The organism is Lacticaseibacillus chiayiensis (assembly GCF_004123795.1).
GTDB classification, from domain to species: domain Bacteria; phylum Bacillota; class Bacilli; order Lactobacillales; family Lactobacillaceae; genus Lacticaseibacillus; species Lacticaseibacillus chiayiensis.
The window spans coordinates 89,745-109,266 of the sequence record NZ_MSSM01000006.1; the positions used below are offsets into that span (position 1 = coordinate 89,745).

The following is a 19,522-nucleotide window of genomic DNA, read 5'->3' on the forward strand; positions in this document are numbered from 1 at the left end:
GAATCTTTAAACAACTTGGCTATTTTATGTTGCTAGCAGCCCTTTCACTTTCGTAACGAGGCCAAATAGCGCAGTCTTGATTTAAATAAGCCCGTTATTCATCGGGCATTTTGAGGTGAGTCCATGTATCAACTCTTAACCGATTCTTGTTGTGATCTGCCTTATCAGACGCTGCATGATCATCATGTCGATTTCGTTTCGATGCACTTTGCGATTGATGGCGTGGAATACGAAGACGATCTTGGTGAAAATCATTATGATATCAACGCCTTTTATCAGCAGCTCAAACAGAATGTTATGCCGACCACCACGCAGGTTAACGTCGGCCAGTTTGTTGACTTCTTCACGCCTTACGTCAAAACGAAGACACCCATTCTCTACATTGGCTTTTCCAGTGGTCTGAGCGGAACTTTCAACTCAGCCACCCAAGCACGAACCATGTTGCTAGAGAAGTATCCGGACGCGCAGATTTATTTGGTTGACACCTTGGCCGCATGTGCTGGTGAAGGCCAGTTTGTCCTTGACGCCATTGATAAACGCGATGCCGGCATGGCAATTGATGAATTAGCGAAGTGGTTGACTGATCGGCGTCTGCAATATCGGATGTGGTTCACCGTGGATAAACTCGATTTTCTGTACCATGGCGGCCGGGTTTCCCGAACGTCGGCGGCACTGGGCACCATGTTGAACATCAAACCAGTAATGGATGTTGATACCGCTGGCAAATTACGGGTTGTTCGCAAAGTCCGCGCCCGCAAGCGCTCACTCGTTGATTTAGCTAACGAAACCTTAAAAGCCATTCAGGAAAATCCTCAACACCGCGTCATCATTTCCACTTCCGGTGATCGGGAAGCAGCAAACTTTATCAAAGATCGATTACACGAAGCCTCACCGCAAACCCCATTGCAAATCGGTAATATCGGTCCGACAATTGCCAGCCACACCGGCTTCGGCTGCGTCGCGGTTTTCTCAATGGCAACGGAAGATCGACAGTAATTCACGTAAAAGCCACGTATGTTTACATTCAAAAAGCCCCACAATAGCTCTCAAGCACTTTCATTGATCACAAATCTGAAAATGCTCTATTTTTCAATAAGGAGGCTACCCAGTTATGGCGACACGACGCGCACTGCCACAAGATATTCCGCATCTATTGCCGCTTATCCAAGGCTATTATCACGATAGTCCGGTGCCGCTGACTATTGATCCGCCGGTAATGGCAGCACACCTTGAGCGCTTACGTACCGATGCTGGGCTCGGTTATTTGTTAGTCGCAGAACGCAATGAGCAGTTGGCCGGTTTTGCCATTTTATATCGCAGTTTCGATACCCGGACACTAAAGCCGCTGCTTATCATCAATGATGTCTATGTCGCCCCTAAGTTCCGCCGCCATGGACTGGCTCGTCAACTCATGACCGCGGCGTTCAGTCTGGCAACCGATGAAGGCTTTGCGAGTGCCAACTGGCAGACCCGCACCAGTAACCTTGGCGCCCAGCATTTGTACGACCAGATTGGCGAACGGGAAACCGGGTGGCTACACTACCATCATGCGATTCCTAACGTATAGAAAAAATCTGGCTCTTGTCATCAGTGATGAGAGCCAGATTTTTAAACTAATTTCTTTCATTTAAAACACTTTTACTTACACACTACCGATGCCAAATGGTAAGCCGCTTCTTCGGCTGCCGATACATCCCATCTTGCGGTTGTACCTGGAAAGCTTGGCACCAAGCCGGAAAATTCTGGACTGGCACATTCACGCGTAACGTAGCTGGCGCATGGACATCCTGACGTAATACGGTTTTAACTCGCTCCGGCCACATTTTGGCGGCCCATGAACGGGCATAGGTCATGAAAAATGCCTGCAGATCCTTGACATCAGGGTGGTCGCCGAGCAAAGCCATTGAAATCCCCTCGTTTCTTGATCGTAAGTTCAGCATATTTTTAAAAACAAAAGGCGTCAATCACTTGCACATCGCGTCTGAAACCACTATGTTGAAAATAAGTAGGATAGTGAGGGTGATCAAATGACATTAGAAAAATGTTGCTTTGACGGCACAGGCACGTTTGACATTAAAGCATTCACAACGGCACCACCAGATGAATTCAAGGACAAAAAGGACAAAATCAAGGAAGATATCGAGCATAACATCAAGAAACTATCGAAGGTGCAAGAACATTTGGCTGCACAGAAGCAATATAGCGTTTTGATTATTTTTCAGGGGATGGATGCAGCCGGGAAAGACAGCATGATTGAGCATGTGATGTCTGGAATCAATCCCCAAGGAACAACGGTTGTGTCGTTTAAGGTACCTACTGAGTTAGAACTGAGCCATGACTTTTTGTGGCGGATTCATAATGCTTTTCCCGCTGGCGGCGAATTAACAGTCTTCAATCGCTCACATTACGAAGAAGTGCTCGTTGATCGCGTGCATCCGGAATTGTTGTTGAAGGAAAATCTTCCTGGCATTGATTCGGTTTCCGATGTGCACGATAACTTGTGGACAGAGCGCTTTAATGACATTAAGGCACTTGAATCGTACGCACGCCGTAATGGCATCTTACTTTTAAAGTTTTTCCTGCATATCTCCAAAGCCGAGCAAAAAGACCGCTTCCTCAAGCGCATCGAAATTCCGGAGAAAAACTGGAAGTTCTCGCTAGCTGATATTCGGGAACGGCGCTATTGGGACGATTATCAAAAGGCTTACCAAGAAGCCATTCAGCACACCGCCACCAAGAAAAATCCGTGGTACATTATTCCTTCTGATGACAAATGGTACTCGCGCCTAGCCGTTTCGCAGATTATCAATCGCGAAGTAACCGCCCTACCGCTCAAGTATCCGGTTATCTCGGCAGCGCAAAAGCAAGGTTTGGTTCAGGCCGTGGCTGACTTGAAAGATTAAATTTATTTTGTTTGAAACAGTTTCAGATAAAAAGTCCCTTAACTTCATTACCTCTGAAGTTAAGGGACTTTTTATTGCGCCTCGCCCATGGCATACCGCTGAATCGCAACGGCCGCGCCATCGTGATCATTATCAGGTACAACTGTTTTAATGACTGCTGATACTTGTGGCAAGGCATTAGCTAAGGTCACGCCTAGCCCTGCTGCCTGTAACATAGGCAGATCATTTTCCCCGTCGCCAAGCGCCATCGTTTCCGATATCGGGACGTTGTACAACGAGCTGAGGGTTTGTAAAGCCGATTTTTTTGAAACCCCCTGCCGCACAATTTCCAGATAGGTCGACTTTGATCGGCTGGCAACCAGCTGCCATTCCGGATGCGCCAAAATGATTTTCTCGGCTTTATCCACCATAGCCGGATCGCCCATGCATAACATTTTCTGCACCGACAAATTATTGATTAGCATGTCCCAGATCGGTGCGGTTGTCGGCTTCATATCAGTGATCACAGCTTCCTGATCGGTCCATTTATCAAAAGCAACGACATACCAGTGCGTGCCACTGAATATGTTCAAGCTCAGAGGAAGCGTCGATAAGGCGTGATAGACGTGGGGTCCAACTCCTTCCGGCCAGGAGGTTGCCGCTAATATCCGAAGCTGTTCACCTTCTGACTGGCCAATCAAAGCACCGTTCAGACTGACCAGCGGCATGGCCAGTCCCATTTGGCGGGCCAATGCGGTCATCGCTAAAGGAGGGCGTGCCGACGCCAAGACGAAAACTCCGCCTGCAGCAACATAAGCCTGAATTGCCTGTTTAACACCCGCCGTCAGCTGATGTTGCGAATTCAGCAGCGTGCCATCAATATCACTCAAAATCAAACGATAGCGCAAGAAAAAAATCTCCCTTCCAGATAAGGATGAACCAGATATTTTCAAAAAGGTAACTGGAAGCATCATACCCTCATCATTTCAAGAGGCAACTGACCTTGTCAAGTACTATCTGCTATGCGCCGCTGGATGTAGCGGATCATTCAGCGCAGGAATGCTCTCCCGAACTGCAAAGGCAAAACCTAACGTTGCCAAGAGAATTAAACCCGTCGCACCGACAAAAAGCAAACGGTAACTGTTGGTTCCTTCAATAATCATCGCACCCAACAACGGTCCCAGAGCCCGGCCCGCGGAAGCAAATCCCTGAATCAGTCCCTGATAACGACCTTGTTGCACAAGTGGCGTAAACAACGTCACATAAGTCGAAACAGCCGGCAACGCCAGAACTTCTCCTACCGTCAAAACGACCATCGCACCAATAAACGTCGGGTAGGCCCCAGAACCATTCAACAAAATCAAAAAAGATCCGGCAAACAAGATAAAGCCAACGATCAAGCGTAGTCGAATATGTTTCAACAACCACCGATCAAATGCTGTCAAAACCGGCTGGAACACCACAATCAATAACGCGTTGATCGTCCATAGGAAACTGTAATCTTTAATGGTTAATCCTTCACTTAACATAAAGGCAGAAATGTTACTTTGCCACTGTTCGTACATCAACCATGTCACAAACAACGTCACCATCAACATCACCAGACGTGGTCGCGCAGGATTCCGTGCTTCCTGGGTCACTTGCTTGGCGGACGCCGTGATTGGCACCTTTTCAATGCGATAGTGCCAGAGTGCGACCAACAAAAAGATGGCAAATAAGCCTGCTGCCGACGCAAACACAGTGGCAATGCCATAAGGTAAAACAAAGCCGACAATCAATGTGCCGATAACAAGGCCAAGGTTTGACGTAAAATAGAGTACATTAAACACAACACTTGGGCGCTTATCTTGAATGCGTGTCGCATAAGAATTAATGGCTGTTGCCGTCACCCCGCTGCCAAAACCAGAGATGACTAACAGCAACGGATATGCCGGCCACCCATGAAAGAATATTAACAAAGCGGTCGCGCCAAGATTCAAGCCGATTCCAGCCAAAATAGTGCCATAAGGCTGCCAGTGATCGAACAGCCAGCCGCCGAGACTATTGCCCACAACCATAAACATCGAATTCAAAAATAAAACGACGCCAGCCACGGTCAGCGACTCACCCAAATATTCATGCATGTAAATCGTTGTTAATGGCCAAATCAGGCTAATACCTGTATTGGTAATCAGTGATCCCAAAAACAACCACTTCATGGCCAAGGTCTTATGTTGCACAATGCTCCCCCATTTCATGTCACTGCTACTGATGATAATAGAAACGAGCCGAAAATAGCAACTCGAATGAGCAAATATTTAGGCGGCTATCATGGTTTGCCCAAAAGTCGAATAAGAGGAGGTGACGAAGAAATCTCGATAAATCGCCCACACCATCAAAAAAGCCGATCTTAGTTTAAAGAATTTCGTCGCTAAGATCGGCTTTTTAGAATACTTGTACCTTAAATACTTGCTAACAAGCTTACACGCTAAATCAATTAAGCGTCATAGCCGTGATACTTTCAATATGCTGCGTCTGAGGGAACATGTCCACTGGCTGGGTCTGCTTGGGGGTGTAACCGAATCCTGCCAACAATTGCAAATCCCGCGCCAATGTTGCCGGATTGCAAGAAACATAAACGATCTTTGGTGGTTTCATGTAACCCACCGCATCAATGAAGCTCCTGTCCAAACCCTTACGCGGCGGATCAACCATCAGGACATCTACCGGTAAGTCAGCGTCTTTCCATTTCTGAATCACATCTTCTGCTTTGCCGACTTCAAAGTTCACATTCTTAATGTGGTTGCGAGCGGCGTTTGCCTGAGCATCGCGCACCGCTGATTCAACCACTTCGACGCCGTAAACGTGTTTGGCATGACGCGCCATGGTTAGCGAAATGGTGCCAATACCGGAATAAGCATCGATAACCGTTTCTTTGCCGGTTAATCCTGCAGCTTCAATGGCTTGCGTATAAAGCACTTCGGTTTGAACCGGATTCACTTGATAAAAGCTAACCGGCGAAATCTGGAACTCGCTGCCTAGCAGTTTATCCAAAAGATAATCCTGTCCATAAATCGTTTTTGACTTGTGACCAAGGATAACATTAGTCCGTTTATCGTTTAAATTCACCACAACGCTTGTCACTTCCGGCAATGCCAGCGTCATTTCTTCAACAATATCTTTAAGGTGCGGCACCTGCCACGTGCGTGATACCAAGACGATCATCATCTGGTGCGTGGCACGGCCGCGGCGAACCATGATGTTTCGAACAACGCCGCGGTTGGTCCGCTCATCATATGCCGGCACCTTGTATTTTCGTAAAAGATCCCGAACAACCACAATGGCGTGGTCAATTTTAGAATCCTGAATCAGAAAATCCTCAATTGGCACAAGATCATGACTGTGTTTTTTATAAAAACCGGTTTGCAATTCACCGTTAACCATGCGAACCGGTACCTGCGCTTTGTTTCGATAACCGAGCGGATGTTTCATGCCAATAGTGGGCAGGACGTCAATCGCTAAGTGGGCTTTTTTATAAAGTTCTTCGATTTGGTGCTGTTTGAACTTCAACTGCGCCGGATAAGCCAAAATCGATAACGGAGCAATCCCCGTGCGAATGTAAGCACCGTCTGCCCCCGCAACTCGATCAGGCGAATCGGTCAGACGTTTGACCACCTTAGCAAAGCCGTATTGTTTTTGAACCTTGAGCACATGCACCTGCATCTTTTCGCCAGGCAAGGCATCCTCGATAAACAACGGGAAGCCAGCAACTTTTGCGACGCCCATGCCTTCATAAGTGAGATCTTGAATGGTAACTTCCAGATCCTGGTTCTTGATAACAGCTGGTTGGGCCAAATTAGTCATCCTTTTCATCTTGTGAGCCGATTTGACCATCACCATCAATATCACGATGAGAGATCGATTCGACTTCTGCCATGTAATCCTTTTGCTTCTGCGCATCCGTTCCAAGATTCTTGGTCGGGATTTCATCTAGATTAGCATACATCGCAATATGTTGCTTCAAATTAACAAACGTCATCGGCGCATCGCCGCCATATTCACCATCTAAATTGATCTTTAGCGTTTCATTGCCACCGGTCTTGACTTTCAGCTTCTTAGTTTTGGTGTAAACAATGTTCGGGTCGTCAACATGTCGCCCGCCGTTGAACACAAGAGCCATCAATTTCAGTAAATTTGCCATATTCGCCGTTTTGACGATAATCAGCGAGAACTTGCCGTCACCTAAGGCAGCATCAGGCACAATCTGTTCAAAGCCGCCAACCGAATTTGTCAAACCAAGAAAGAACATGCTAGCCGGTCCTTCATAAACACCACCGTCATATTCCAGTTTCATCGGCATCGTCCGAACAGCAGGCAACATTTCCGCACCTTTGATGACATAGGCGAAATAACCAAAAATCGATTTGACTTCAGAAGGAACAGAATAAGTGAGTTCACTTAATAAGCCACCTGCCGCGATGTTCATAAAGTAATGTTGGTTTGCCTGACCAATGTCCATGCCCAACGTCTGCCCTTTTAAAATGACCCGCGCTGCTTCAACGGGATTATCTCGGGAAATTCGCAATGCCCGCGCATAATCATTCGTCGTACCAGCGGGAATGATTGCCATTTTCGGGCGTTTCTTGGCTGGGGCAATCCCATTGACAACCTCATTAATGGTTCCATCGCCACCAGCAGCAACAATCAGTTCAAAACCAGCCTCCGTTGCACGTTTTGCTTCATCGCGAGCAGAAAAAGGCTTTGGCGTTGTCTGAAACGTTGAGCTTTCATAGCCTGCCTGCTCCATAATATTCAAAATGTCAGGAACGAAACGCTTTAGCCCTTCGTTGCCGGATGTGGGGTTGTAAATCAAACGCGCCCGTTTTTGCATGACTCTTACACCTCTACCCACAAGTTAGCGTCCTACCGCAAACTTATGGACTTTCTTTATTCGGCTGGCATTGACCAGCATCAGAATCAATCTATGATTTAGGTTAGTCTAAACCTAAAAGACGGCGACCCTTGATGTCATCCCGGGTCGCCGTCAACCTTTACCAATTGTGTGTGTCCAACCTACAACTGGATCACAGCTGTGCTGAAACGCCGATTAACGCTTCTTGATTTCTGTCATCAAAATCTGATTGACGACTTTAGGATTTGCTTGACCATGGGTTTGCTTCATGATCTGACCGACAAGAAAACCAATTGCTCGATCTTTGCCGGCTTTGAAATCATCAATACTTTGTTGGTTATTATCCAACACCGCGCTGATAATCGGAGTTAGTTTCGCCGGATCAGACAGTTGAATCAAGCCTTTTTCGCGGACCCAATGATCGGGATCGGTATCGTGTTGAATAATTTCCTTAAAGACTTTCTTAGCCATTTTGCTTGAAATCGTCCCATCACCGATTAATTTGATCATACCAGCTAAATGCTCCGGTGTCAGCGCAACTTGGCCCAATTCCATATGCTTAGCGTTAAGATAGCCAGAAACTTCACCCATCAGCCAGTTAGACGCCTGCTTGGCATCAGCACCTTGCGCCACGGTTGCTTCAAAGAAGTCCGACATTTCCTTGGTCTGGGTCAAAACGCCAGCATCATACGCTGGAATACCCCAGTCTTTGATATAATGCTCACGCCGCTCTGCCGGTGGTTGCGGCAACGATGCCTGAACTTCGTCAATCCACTGTTGTGATACCGTAACAGGCGGTAAGTCCGGTTCCGGGAAGTACCGATAATCATCGGCGCCTTCTTTGACCCGCATCAAAATGGTCTCTTTTGCGTCCGGATCCCAACGGCGGGTTTCCTGACGCACTTCACCACCACTAAGCAACACTGACTGCTGGCGTTTTTCTTCAAATGCCAGCCCATCGCGAACATGAACAAACGAATTCAAGTTCTTGATTTCGGTTTTGGTACCAAGGTGTTTTTGTCCGATCGGCCGAATGGAGAGGTTAGTGTCGACCCGCATGGAGCCTTCTTCCATTTTAACGTCAGAAGCACCGGTAAACTGGACTATCTGGCGAAGCGTTTCAAGGTAGGCATACGCTTCTTCTGGACTGGTGATATCCGGTTTGGAGACGATTTCGACCAGAGGTGTACCTTGCCGATTCAAGTCAACATAGGAATAGCCGTCATCTTCATGCTGGTTTTTGCCGGCATCTTCTTCGACGTGCAGTTCGGCAATACCGATTTTTTTCTTCTTACCATTAACTTCAATTTCAACCCAACCGTTTGTTCCAAGTGGTTTCTCACTTTGGGTAATCTGATATGCTTTTGGGTTATCCGGATAAAAATAGTTTTTCCGATCAAAATGAGTCTCGCGGGTGACATCCGCATGCAATGCTAAGGCAACCATAATGCCAAGTTGGTAAGCGCCGCGATTGATGCTTGGCAGCACACCCGGGAAGCCCCAATCAATGACATTGGTTTCGGTATTAGGTTCCTGACCATAAGTCACCGGCGCTGGCGAGAACATTTTTGACTTGGTTTTTAATTCAACGTGGACTTCGAGTCCGATTGTCGTTTCAAAATTCATCTTATTTGCCTCCCGGGATCTGTGCTAAGTAGTCGTTTTGCGCTTCAAAAGCTGCGGCAACTTGGAAGATCGTGCTTTCAGCAAAAGGCTTGCCAATGAGTTGCAACCCAACCGGCATCCCATCAACGAAGCCTGCCGGTACGGAGGCCGCCGGTAAGCCAGCTAAATTAACAGGGATTGTCAAAATATCATTCATATACATCGTGACCGGATCGGTAACTTTTTCGCCAATCTTAAAGGCAACTGTTGGTGTTGTTGGTCCGATAATCAAATCGTAATCGTTAAAAACGGCTTCAAAATCGCGAGTGATCAAAGTCCGCACCTGTCCGGCTTTTTTGAAGTAGGCATCGTAAAAGCCTGCAGACAGACTAAAAGTACCCAGCATGATCCGCCGTTTAACTTCTGGTCCAAAGCCTTCGGAACGGGAACGAACATAAACGTCCTCGATGTTGTGAACGTCTTTGGCACGGAACCCGTAACGAATCCCATCAAATCGCTGCAAGTTCGAACTAGCTTCAGAACTGGCGATGATGTAATAAGCCGGGACGGCGTATTGCGTGTGTGGCAGCGAAACTTCAGTCACTGTTGCGCCCATGTCTTCAAGCTGCTTGGCCGCTGTTTTAATCTTGTCGGCAACTGCCGGATCGACCCCTTTACCTAAGTATTCCTTAGGCAACGCAATCTTCATGCCTTTGATCGCCTGGCCAATCTTTTCGGTATAGTCAGGAACCGGTTTATCGGCAGTTGTACTGTCCCGTTCGTCATGGCCGGCAATCACATTCAGAACCTGCGCCGCGTCTTTGACATTACGAGTTAACGTCCCAATTTGATCGAGGCTTGAGCTAAAGGCAATAAGTCCCCACCGGGAAACCCGGCCGTACGTCGGCTTGAACCCAACAATCCCGTTAAAGGCGGCCGGTTGGCGAATCGATCCGCCGGTATCACTACCCAAAGCCGCAACCACTTCACCAGCAGCAACAGCAGCCGCAGAGCCACCTGAAGAACCACCGGGAACGCGGGTGTAGTCCCACGCATTTTTGGTTGTCTTAAAGGCCGAGTTTTCAGTTGAAGAACCCATGGCGAACTCGTCCAGATTCGTTTTCCCGACATTGATCGCACCTGCTGCTGCGAGTTTTTCGACAACGGTTGCATTATAAATCGGATTAAAGTTAGCCAGAATCTTGGAGGCTGCGGTCGTCACCACACCCTTAGTCACGATGTTGTCTTTAATGGCAATCGGTACCCCGGATAACGGTTGGTCTGCATCAATCCCGGCAGCGTCTACAGCGGCTGCCTGTTTCTTGGCTCCATCCGCATTCACAGCAAGAAAAGCCGCAACGTTAGGGTCGATTTTGTCGATGCCGGCTAATGTCTCATCAACTAATTGCTGACTGGTTAACTGTCCAGCACGCAACTGTTCATGAAGCTGATCGAGACTGGTCTTAAAGTAATCCACGCGTCAATCGTCCTCCTTATCAATAATCGCCGGCACTTGAATCAAGGTCCCTTTCTTGGTCGGAACATTCTTGAGCAATTCAGTAACCGGTTCCGCTGGCTTGGCAACATCTGGACGCATTACGTTCTCCAGATGAATACTTTGCGTGGTGACCGGTACATCTTTGGTCGAAACCTGCTCCAACTGTTCGACCATATCCAGAATCTCCGCAAGCTGATCGGTGTACTTCTCCAAATCAGCTTCAGAAAATTGCAGTTTGGCCAAACTGGCCACATGCGCAACACTGTCTTTAGAAATCATGCAATCCCCGCTTTCATTTTCTTTTTCATTCGTAGTTTACCATAAGATTAGCTCAATAACTCCCAAATACATGCGTATAAAAGCCCTTGTCACCGGAATTGCGCGAGATAAAAGCCTGGGTGCCTTGCGTACTTTGAATGGTTATTTCAATTGGTACACCTGAGGGCAGGTACTTGTTGGCAGCAGTCGAAATATATTGAGTAAAGCTTTGAATTTCGGTTAACCCATAGAACTGGGTATTGACTGTGATATTCAGTCCGGCTAGATTACCATTTTCATAATGTGCCTGTGCTGTAATCCCTGCTAAAGTCGGGAAAAAGCCTTTCACCTGATTTGTAAAATTGGAAAAATCATTTGCGACGGCGGTGTTAATCGGCTTGTGATTGTCAACAACCGGTAAAACTTCATTCTGTTGATCAAGCTTTTTCCATGAACCAAGATCGGTGCCGCTCTTACTGGTCGCATGTTCGACATAAACGCCACCGACCAGACTATCCTGCTCAGCATTTTTATAGATGCCGACCACAATCGGAATATTGTTTGGCACTTTTCCCATACTGCGTAAACGGGAGACCACTTTTGCTGCCATCTCCTCGCCTTGTTTCTTAATAGTCTCGTTAGAAATTTCTGTTTGATATTGGGCTCCGTACTCTGTCTTTGTATAATAGTCGACTTTGTTCATGCCTAAAGCAATCGCAATACCGCCTAATTTCATGCTATTACCGTCTGGTAACATAAAATCCTGTTCAAGAATTTGTTGCAGGTAAATCGGATTACGGGTATCAGGATCCGTTTTACCATTGCTAGGCGGATTAAGACCTTCTGCATTGGATTTTGATTTACGTGCTAGCCAGCTTTTGACCGTGGCGGTGCTTAAAAGCTGTCCCTCTTCAAAAGAATACTTGTCCGTTGGAAACTGAGCCTTCGCCAAGGTCTGCAAGCCACTTTCCATACTCCTGATATTGAAGGTGTTTTCGCCTTGATTATTTTGCTGCAGCATCAAGCCGCGCGCACTGCTTGTCTGGTATCGGCCATTTTTGATAACTCCCTGATACATACTGTTATCAACAGTACCCGTTGTTTGATAGCTTCCTGTTTTAGTGCCGCCTGTACTGCTGCTATTGCTGTCCAAATTCAACTTGCCACACGCTGCCAACAGCATAACCGCACCTGTCAGTAAGGTTAACGTCAAAAATTTCTTCATTGATGAAGTTCCTCAATTCTTCAAGTTCGCCAACAATTCTGTTTCATTCATCGTCGGAACATTTAATTTCTGGGCCTTCGCCAGTTTACTGCCAGCGGCATCACCGACAATCACCAAATCTGTTTTTTTTGAAACCGATCCGGTAACGTTGGCGCCTAATTTTTCAAGCCGCTTTGTCAGATCCGGTCGGGAAAACTCGGCAAATTTGCCCGTAATAACCACGGTTTTTCCGGAAACAAAGCTATCTTTCACCGCTGGCTGAGTGGGACCGGTATAACGTAGGTTGACCCCCGCAGAACGCAATTGATCAATCAGTTTTCGTACTGTATCAGTCTTAAAATAAGTCACAACTGCTTCGGCAATGGTCGGCCCAATATTAGGGATCTCCGCAATGTCTTCCTGACTGGCAGCCATCAGGTGATCCAAGTTGCCAAAATGTTCCGCAAGAATTCGCGCGGCTTTCCCGCCAACGTGACGAATCCCCAATCCAAAGATTAGGCGTTCCAAGGAATTTTGCCGACTGTTATGAATCGCACTTAATAAATTATTAATTGATTTTTCTTTGAACTTGTCCAGCTGAGCCAGATCAGCAGCCGTCAAGCGGTAAAGATCGGCGACATCCCGCACCAGGTGTTTAGCCTGCAACTGCGCAATGATTTTAGGGCCTAAGCCATCAATGTTCATGGCGTTACGCGAAGCAAAATGGGTCAACTGTTCCTGCACCTGTGCTGGACACATCGGATTAATGCACCGCAACGCAACCTCATCGTCAAGGTGCACTAGTTTCTGACCGCACGATGGACACTTTTCCGGAATGGGTGTCGGCGGCGTATTCGCTGGGCGTTTGGCAACCAGCACCCGCGAAACTTCCGGGATAATGTCGCCAGCTTTATGCAGCATAACCGTATCGCCAATGCGAATATCTTTATCATGAATCATGTCCGCATTGTGCAGGGTTGCCCGTGAAACCGTTGTCCCCGCCAGCTGAACGGGATCCATCACCGCAGTTGGCGTGACAACACCGGTTCGGCCGACTGTCCAAACAATTTCGTGGATCACTGTCTCGGCTTCTTCAGGCGGAAACTTATACGCAATTTCCCACCGCGGCACTTTAACGGTATTACCTAACTGGGTTTGCAGCGCTAAATCATTGACCTTTAAAACGATCCCGTCAATTCCGTACGGCAACGCATCACGATCACTTGTGTATTTGGTAATGTACGCGTCAATCGCCTGCATATCACTGGCGACCTCAGAACTGGGATTCGTGGTAAAACCCAAGTCGCGCATAAACGCAATCGCTTCATGTTGTGTCTTTACGTTAAATCGATCAGGATCAATTAATGTGTAAATAAACGTGTCCAGTTCGCGTCCGGCCGTGACCCGAGGATTCAGTTGACGCAAAGAACCCGCGGCCGCATTGCGCGGATTGGCAAATGGCGGATTGCCTTCAGTTTCCTGCCGAGCGTTCAATTTGGCAAACGCCGCTTTAGGCATATAACATTCACCACGCACTTCGAGTGACAGCGGCTTCTTCAAGGTTTTCGGAACTGAATCAATCGTCAGCACATTCTTGGTGACATCTTCGCCAATGTTACCATCACCGCGCGTCGAACCTTGGACCAATTTACCATCTTCATAAATAAGCGATAAGGCAAGTCCGTCGATTTTTAACTCCACATTGTAATCAACCGGATGCCCAACATTGGCCTGCATTCGCGCATCCCATTCACTAAGTTCTTCAAATGAAAAAACATCACCCATTGATAACATAGGAATCGGATGCTGAACTTTGGCAAAGTCCGAGTTGATCACATCGCCTACCTGTTGCGTTGGCGAATCAGGGGTGATCAATTTAGGAAATGCCACTTCTAACGCTTGCAAGTCACGATAATGATCGTCATAAACGTTATCCGTCACGGTCGGTGCGTCTTTGGTGTAATACTCCAGACGCCATTGATTTAATTGCTTACGCAGCTTGGCGACTTCCGCCTCGGCTTCTTCAAGTGTAAATTGAGCAGCTGGTTTTGTTAACACGGCGAACCTCCTTGAACACCATACTTCTTTCTCACGAGCCAATCATTAAGATTCGATTTTTTTGATCGGAGCAAACGCTGCTAGCAACCGCTTGATCCCCATCGCTTTAAAGGCAATGTCCAATTCCTGATCATCGCCTGTTCCAGTGACCTTGACGACGGTACCTGTTCCCCACTTACGATGCGTTACCTTGTCGCCAGCTTCCCAACTGGTTTGACCAGCGCCGGTTGTCGGTGCCGGTTTAACCGTCACCGGCGTTGCGGAAGTATCGGCATGACGACTATATGGCGAACTAAACGCCCGATCGGTTCGGTTAATAAACGGAATATCGCTTTTCGGCTGATTGCCACCAACGACTTCAAGCAAATCCGGATCGATTTCTTCAATAAAACGACTAGCCGGATTGTTTTGCCGCTGGCCATACAGCATCCTGGCATAGGCATTGGACAGGTACAGTTTCTGTTTAGCGCGCGTGATGCCGACGTAAGCGAGGCGCCGCTCTTCTTCAAGCTCGCCTTCGTCCATGGCCGCCCGACTCAGCGGGAAGAGTCCTTCTTCCATGCCAACCAAAAAGACAACAGGAAATTCCAGTCCCTTAGCCGCATGCAACGTCATTAAAGTAACTTCCTGAGCATCTTCTTCTACTTCGTCTTGATCCGACAGCAGCGCCAACTCAGCCAGAAAGTCGACAAAAATATCGCTGTCCTCATTTTCCGGCTGATAACGTTCGTCAAATCCTTGCGTCACCGATAGCAATTCTTCAAGGTTTTCAATCCGGGTATCGGCTTCCAGTGTGTGCGCTGCCCGCAAGGCGTCCAGATAGCCACTCTCATCCAGAATAGCCTGCATCATGTCCGTGACATTCAAATCCTTACGACGCGTGCCGAGTTCCTGAATCATTTTGCCAAACTTTGCAAGATTACCGCGAGCTTTACCGGAAATGGGACTGAGTTCGGCATTGGCTGCTGCTTCCAACAACGACCAACCGTGCTGGCTGGCAAATGCTTCCAACTTTTCGACACTGGTATTGCCAATGCCACGCTTGGGTTCGTTAACAATCCGCGTGAAACTCATATCGTCTTCGGGATTGACGACTAACCGGAAATACGCAAGCGCATCCCGAATTTCCTTACGATCGTAGAACTTGTGGCCTCCCACCATTTTGTAAGGAATACTGGACTTAACGAATGCTTCTTCAATCGCACGCGACTGGGCATTTGTTCGATACAAAATCGCAAAATCACCATAGTGGCGATGATGCTCAGCCATTTCCTCTTCGATGCGGCGAATGACGAAAATCGCCTCGTCAGTTTCGCTCTGCGCTCGATAATACGTGATTTTGTCGCCCTTAGCATTCTCGGTCCACAACGTCTTTACCTGACGATTCAGGTTGTTTTTAATCACATCATTAGCCGCACTTAAAATGGTCTTCGTCGAGCGGTAATTCTGCTCAAGCAAAATTACGCGTGCCTTAGGAAAATCCTTTTTGAAATCCAGAATGTTCTGCATGTTGGCACCGCGCCAGCCATAAATACTCTGATCAGCATCCCCAACAACACAAAGATTGTGATAACCTTCTGCCAACATGTGCACAAGCCGATACTGCGCCTCGTTCGTATCCTGATACTCATCAACGTGGATGTAACGGAATTTACGTTGGTAAAACGCGAGCGTTTCTTTGTCCTTTTCAAATAACACGATGGTTTGCATGATCAGATCGTCAAAGTCCAGGGCCTGATCGCTACGGAGCCTTTTTTGATACTCCGCATAAACTTCCGCGACAATTTTGGTGAATGGACTATTGGCCTGTTCATCCGCATAAGTCTGTGGATCGATCAAATCATTTTTGGCGTTCGAAATGGCTCCCAGGATCGACTTAGGGTCGTAGCGTTTGGGATCTAAATTGAAATCTGCCAGAATGTGTTTGACCAACGTCAGCTGTTCAGCTGGATCCGCAATCGTAAAGGCGCGATTATAGCCGAGCTTGTCAATATCCCGCCGTAAAATTCGGACACAAAGCGCATGGAAGGTCGAGACCCAAATGTCCCGAGCGATTTCGGGATCAACGAGCTTCCCTACCCGTTCACGCATCTCACGAGCTGCTTTATTCGTGAAGGTGATGGCAAGGATGTTCCATGGATTGACGTTTTTTTCTTCTACCAAATAAGCAATCCGGTGCGTCAACACCCGTGTCTTGCCGGAACCGGCGCCAGCCATAATCAAAACCGATCCTTCAGTGGCCAGAACCGCCTCGGCCTGCTTATCGTTCATACCCTTTAATGCGGCATCCATTACCATTTAACGAATCGTCCTTTCAGAAAAACCAAGTGAAAAATTCCTTGACCTATTGTACCAAACTTTGGGCCTGAGCGTGAGTGTCGGCAAAGATCCGTATTGGCCAAAACCACCGCGCTTGTAAGCCTATTTTGAATTTACAAATGACAACAATTTGTCCCTTCATGATGACACACAGCTTGTTATTAGCACTGCATATTCATTGCGTCAGCGAGTCACTCTGCTACACTTAAAGAAAACAGTCGGAGAAACATGAATCGGCCTCACATTGATTCAACAAAGGTGGTTTTATGAAAAAGCTTTGGTTGGGACTGGGACTTTTATTACTATTGTTAGCTGCTGGTTGCGGGGTTCAACGGCATACAGCTAAATCTATTCGCGCATCGACAGCCGCAAGTTCGCGCCAAGTAAGTACCTCACAGGCATCATCGGTACCACTGACGCCGTTAGCTAAATTAAAGGCTCGCTCAAAAGACACTTTAGTTTATGCACCTTTTGGTGACAGCCTTTCTGTCGGGCTTTTTGCAGATAAAAAGGCCAGCCGTTTCACCTCACTCTTTGCCCGGCAATTAGGACAGTTAACCGGCAAAACCGTTACTGAGGCAGGCATTGCGGAAGTCGGTAAAACTGCCACCAATCTCGGCATCCCGGCGTTATCAAGCTTAGTGTCGCAGCAGCCAGACGTGGTGACGATCGAATTTGGCACTAATGATGCTGTGGGAGGCGCGTCCCCCTCAGCGCTCAACGCTTACCACCAAGCCTTCACAACCATTGTGACAACACTGCAGGAAAAGACCACCGCCCAATTGATCCTCATGACAACTTGGTCGCCGAACAACGGGCCATATGCCGCCGCGGATTTAAAATTTGACGCTGTTGTCAAAGAGATTGGCCGCTCCTACCATGTGCCGGTGGCCGACTTAGCGACGATCTGGCAAGGCCATGATGATGTGACCGGCCCAGCTGGTACCGCCATTCCCGATTTTGCGGCTAATGGTCCGCGCGACACATTTCATCCTAATCAACGGGGGCATGATCAAATCGCTGCCCTACTCATCAAAACTTTGGAGGAATGATCCATGCAAGCATCCTTAAGATTTTGTCCTAACTGCGGTCAACCGATTGGCCCTGATGATGACTTTTGCCCAAACTGTGGCTTTGATCTTCGTACTGCTCGGCAACAGGCACAAAACACCAGTCAAAAAGAATCAGCCAAGTCACAATCGTCACCTGCCACCCCTTCGTCCACCGCTTCTGCAACATTGGCTACTGCTGGGCGTCCCCGATCACCGCGGTCACCGCGGCGCTGGCTGCTCGTCACGGGTATCGCCGTGATTTTAATACTGGGAATCGCTTATTTTGCGGGCGCTGCTTATTACAGTCAAGATCGTCAAGTAACCGAGCTGGCCGAAGAAATGACCAGTGGTGATGCCGATGATATGGCGGAAGTCGCGGTAGCCAGCGATGGTACGGCGTTGCATGAGGACGATTTGAAGCCACTTGCGCAACTCATCAAAAACCGCAGCGATCGCGGCCTTCTGCATAACATGATTATGGCCAAGTCGACCAGCGGCATGGTTCAGATTGTCAAAGCAGGCCATGAGCTACTTATTTTTCCAAAATATAAAATCAAGCTGGGAACAGCTGATGCCGTCGTCAAAACCAACCTTAAAAATGCCACGCTCACTTTGAACGGCACGCCGGCTCAGGTTAAGGCGCATGACGGTCAATATATCATCACCGGCCAACTGCCAGGCGTCTATACGCTTAAACTCAGCGGCACGCATGACGGCTCAACCAAAGACTTCACGCGGGAAGTGGTGATCCCGCTAAAAGGCCAAGCATCGGATCTGACTTTAGATGCCGCGACGGCTCCCTCTTCCAGTGCCACCGCATCACAAAATTCACATCCGGCTAGCGATACACATGCCGATGATAACGATGACGATTATGATGACAATGGCGTCACGAAGACAACCCGCCAGTATCCTTCCGATACATCAAAACGTAACGACAATCATTCCACTAGTGGCATTGTGGGACGCTGGGAATCAGGCGACCAGGCAACGTTCACTTTTAATAGTGATGGCACCTATACAGCGACCAATAATGGCACACCAAGCAACGGTAAGTGGGAAGTCGTTTATCGCGACGGCAATATCTTCAATATTAAGTTCACTAAGTCTGATGGCGGCAGCATCGTTGAACCTTTTGCACTCGACGATGACGACTTGATTGAGACCAATCTCAAAATCAAATGGGAACGCGATGACTGATTCGTCCTCATCCCCTTTGTCATTTATGCCAAGGTGTTATACTAGTGGCAGCATCCGAATTTAATTAGTTAGGAGGCGGATAGTATGACATCAGATAAGTGGCGGCCATTAGTGGTCACGTTAATCGTCATTGCCGCCATCTTTGCCGCCTTGTTCATCTTGGAAGTCTTTAACAACAGTGGCGGCATGGGTATTGGCCACGGCAGCATGATGCGCGGCATTTCGTCCTGGCACATGGGCGGTTGCATGCGCTAAATGGTTTACATTTTGAGGCTCTGCGTCAACTGGTGTTGAAGAATAAATTTATCATTTGAGGCGGTTCTCCATTTGGGGAGCCGTCTTTGTCATGTTATGCCGTGATTTGGTAGATTCGTTTGAAGAAGTTCAGCTGATTCTTGAAGCCAAAACAGGATCGTTTGAGTGACTTGATGAGGCGGTTAACCCCTTCGATCGGACCGTTGGAATAAGGGCTGGTGACAGCGGCGAGAACAGCGACTTTGTGTCGCTTAAGCGTCGCGATCGTCATGTCCATTGCCGTACCGTTTGGCTCGTAAG

At 47.8% G+C, this 19,522-nt stretch carries 17 protein-coding genes and 1 pseudogene; 6 read left to right on the top strand and 12 right to left on the bottom strand.

Translation table 11 applies throughout. The features are described 5' to 3' along the window. Window positions 1-123: 123 nt before the first annotated feature. Both BVJ53_RS03865 and BVJ53_RS03870 read left to right on the top strand, forming a co-directional pair. Window positions 124-996 (top strand): DegV family protein, encoded by an 873-nt coding sequence (locus tag BVJ53_RS03865; protein WP_129301237.1) that lies wholly within the window; start codon window positions 124-126, stop codon window positions 994-996. A gap of 115 nt (window positions 997-1,111) precedes the next feature. Beyond that, window positions 1,112-1,567 (top strand): GNAT family N-acetyltransferase, encoded by a 456-nt coding sequence (locus BVJ53_RS03870; RefSeq protein ID WP_129301238.1) that lies wholly within the window; start codon window positions 1,112-1,114, stop codon window positions 1,565-1,567. Window positions 1,568-1,649: 82 nt separating this feature from the next. Here the strand turns inward: BVJ53_RS03870 and BVJ53_RS03875 are convergent. Next, a pseudogene (locus tag BVJ53_RS03875) lies at window positions 1,650-1,901 on the bottom strand (M13-type metalloendopeptidase); the annotation flags it as partial. 126 nt (window positions 1,902-2,027) lie between these two features. Here BVJ53_RS03875 and BVJ53_RS03880 point away from each other — a divergent pair. Next, on the top strand, window positions 2,028-2,903 hold the full coding sequence (locus BVJ53_RS03880) for a PPK2 family polyphosphate kinase (RefSeq protein WP_129301239.1): 876 nt from the start codon (window positions 2,028-2,030) through the stop codon (window positions 2,901-2,903). A 71-nt stretch (window positions 2,904-2,974) separates the two neighbouring features. Here the strand turns inward: BVJ53_RS03880 and BVJ53_RS03885 are convergent, their stop codons facing one another. The 10 genes from BVJ53_RS03885 to pcrA form a co-directional block, all read right to left on the bottom strand. Then, window positions 2,975-3,790: a Cof-type HAD-IIB family hydrolase gene (locus BVJ53_RS03885; protein ID WP_129301240.1), complete on the bottom strand. Its 816-nt coding sequence runs from the start codon at window positions 3,788-3,790 to the stop codon at window positions 2,975-2,977. Window positions 3,791-3,895: 105 nt separating this feature from the next. Further along, window positions 3,896-5,119: an MDR family MFS transporter gene (locus BVJ53_RS03890; protein WP_238150131.1), complete on the bottom strand. Its 1,224-nt coding sequence runs from the start codon at window positions 5,117-5,119 to the stop codon at window positions 3,896-3,898. A gap of 235 nt (window positions 5,120-5,354) precedes the next feature. Beyond that, complete coding sequence (rlmD, locus tag BVJ53_RS03895; RefSeq protein ID WP_331250552.1) at window positions 5,355-6,725, bottom strand: 23S rRNA (uracil(1939)-C(5))-methyltransferase RlmD; 1,371 nt, start codon at window positions 6,723-6,725, stop codon at window positions 5,355-5,357. Beyond that, window positions 6,718-7,752, bottom strand: a complete 1,035-nt coding sequence (locus BVJ53_RS03900; RefSeq protein ID WP_129301242.1) for a diacylglycerol kinase — start codon at window positions 7,750-7,752, stop codon at window positions 6,718-6,720. Before BVJ53_RS03900 ends, rlmD begins: the two co-directional genes overlap by 8 nt. A 216-nt stretch (window positions 7,753-7,968) precedes the next feature. Beyond that, complete coding sequence (gene gatB, locus BVJ53_RS03905; protein ID WP_129301243.1) at window positions 7,969-9,399, bottom strand: Asp-tRNA(Asn)/Glu-tRNA(Gln) amidotransferase subunit GatB; 1,431 nt, start codon at window positions 9,397-9,399, stop codon at window positions 7,969-7,971. Between the two features lies 1 nt (window position 9,400). Beyond that, entirely contained in the window at window positions 9,401-10,855 is a 1,455-nt protein-coding gene (gene gatA / locus BVJ53_RS03910; RefSeq protein WP_129301244.1) for an Asp-tRNA(Asn)/Glu-tRNA(Gln) amidotransferase subunit GatA, read from the bottom strand. A gap of 3 nt (window positions 10,856-10,858) precedes the next feature. Then, window positions 10,859-11,155, bottom strand: coding sequence for an Asp-tRNA(Asn)/Glu-tRNA(Gln) amidotransferase subunit GatC (gene gatC / locus BVJ53_RS03915; RefSeq protein WP_129301245.1), 297 nt, complete (start codon window positions 11,153-11,155; stop codon window positions 10,859-10,861). A 52-nt stretch (window positions 11,156-11,207) separates the two neighbouring features. Continuing rightward, complete coding sequence (locus BVJ53_RS03920) at window positions 11,208-12,359, bottom strand: CamS family sex pheromone protein (protein ID WP_129301246.1); 1,152 nt, start codon at window positions 12,357-12,359, stop codon at window positions 11,208-11,210. Between the two features lie 12 nt (window positions 12,360-12,371). Beyond that, window positions 12,372-14,396, bottom strand: a complete 2,025-nt coding sequence (gene ligA / locus BVJ53_RS03925; RefSeq protein WP_129301247.1) for an NAD-dependent DNA ligase LigA — start codon at window positions 14,394-14,396, stop codon at window positions 12,372-12,374. A gap of 45 nt (window positions 14,397-14,441) precedes the next feature. Beyond that, window positions 14,442-16,694: a DNA helicase PcrA gene (gene pcrA / locus BVJ53_RS03930; RefSeq protein ID WP_129301248.1), complete on the bottom strand. Its 2,253-nt coding sequence runs from the start codon at window positions 16,692-16,694 to the stop codon at window positions 14,442-14,444. Window positions 16,695-16,981: 287 nt separating this feature from the next. On the opposite strand from pcrA, the gene BVJ53_RS03935 reads away from it, so the two are divergent. From BVJ53_RS03935 to BVJ53_RS15045, 3 genes are all read left to right on the top strand, one after another. After that, the gene (locus BVJ53_RS03935) at window positions 16,982-17,767 is read left to right on the top strand and encodes an SGNH/GDSL hydrolase family protein (protein WP_129301249.1); all 786 of its coding nucleotides are present in this window, start codon (window positions 16,982-16,984) and stop codon (window positions 17,765-17,767) included. Window positions 17,768-17,770: 3 nt separating this feature from the next. Beyond that, window positions 17,771-18,967, top strand: coding sequence for a zinc-ribbon domain-containing protein (locus BVJ53_RS03940; RefSeq protein WP_129301250.1), 1,197 nt, complete (start codon window positions 17,771-17,773; stop codon window positions 18,965-18,967). Window positions 18,968-19,051: 84 nt separating this feature from the next. Continuing rightward, complete coding sequence (locus tag BVJ53_RS15045; RefSeq protein ID WP_167470162.1) at window positions 19,052-19,222, top strand: hypothetical protein; 171 nt, start codon at window positions 19,052-19,054, stop codon at window positions 19,220-19,222. Window positions 19,223-19,316: 94 nt separating this feature from the next. On the opposite strand, the gene BVJ53_RS03945 is transcribed toward BVJ53_RS15045, so the two are convergent. Beyond that, a partial coding sequence (locus tag BVJ53_RS03945; RefSeq protein WP_016371970.1) for an ISL3 family transposase occupies window positions 19,317-19,522 on the bottom strand: 206 nt, incomplete at its 5' end.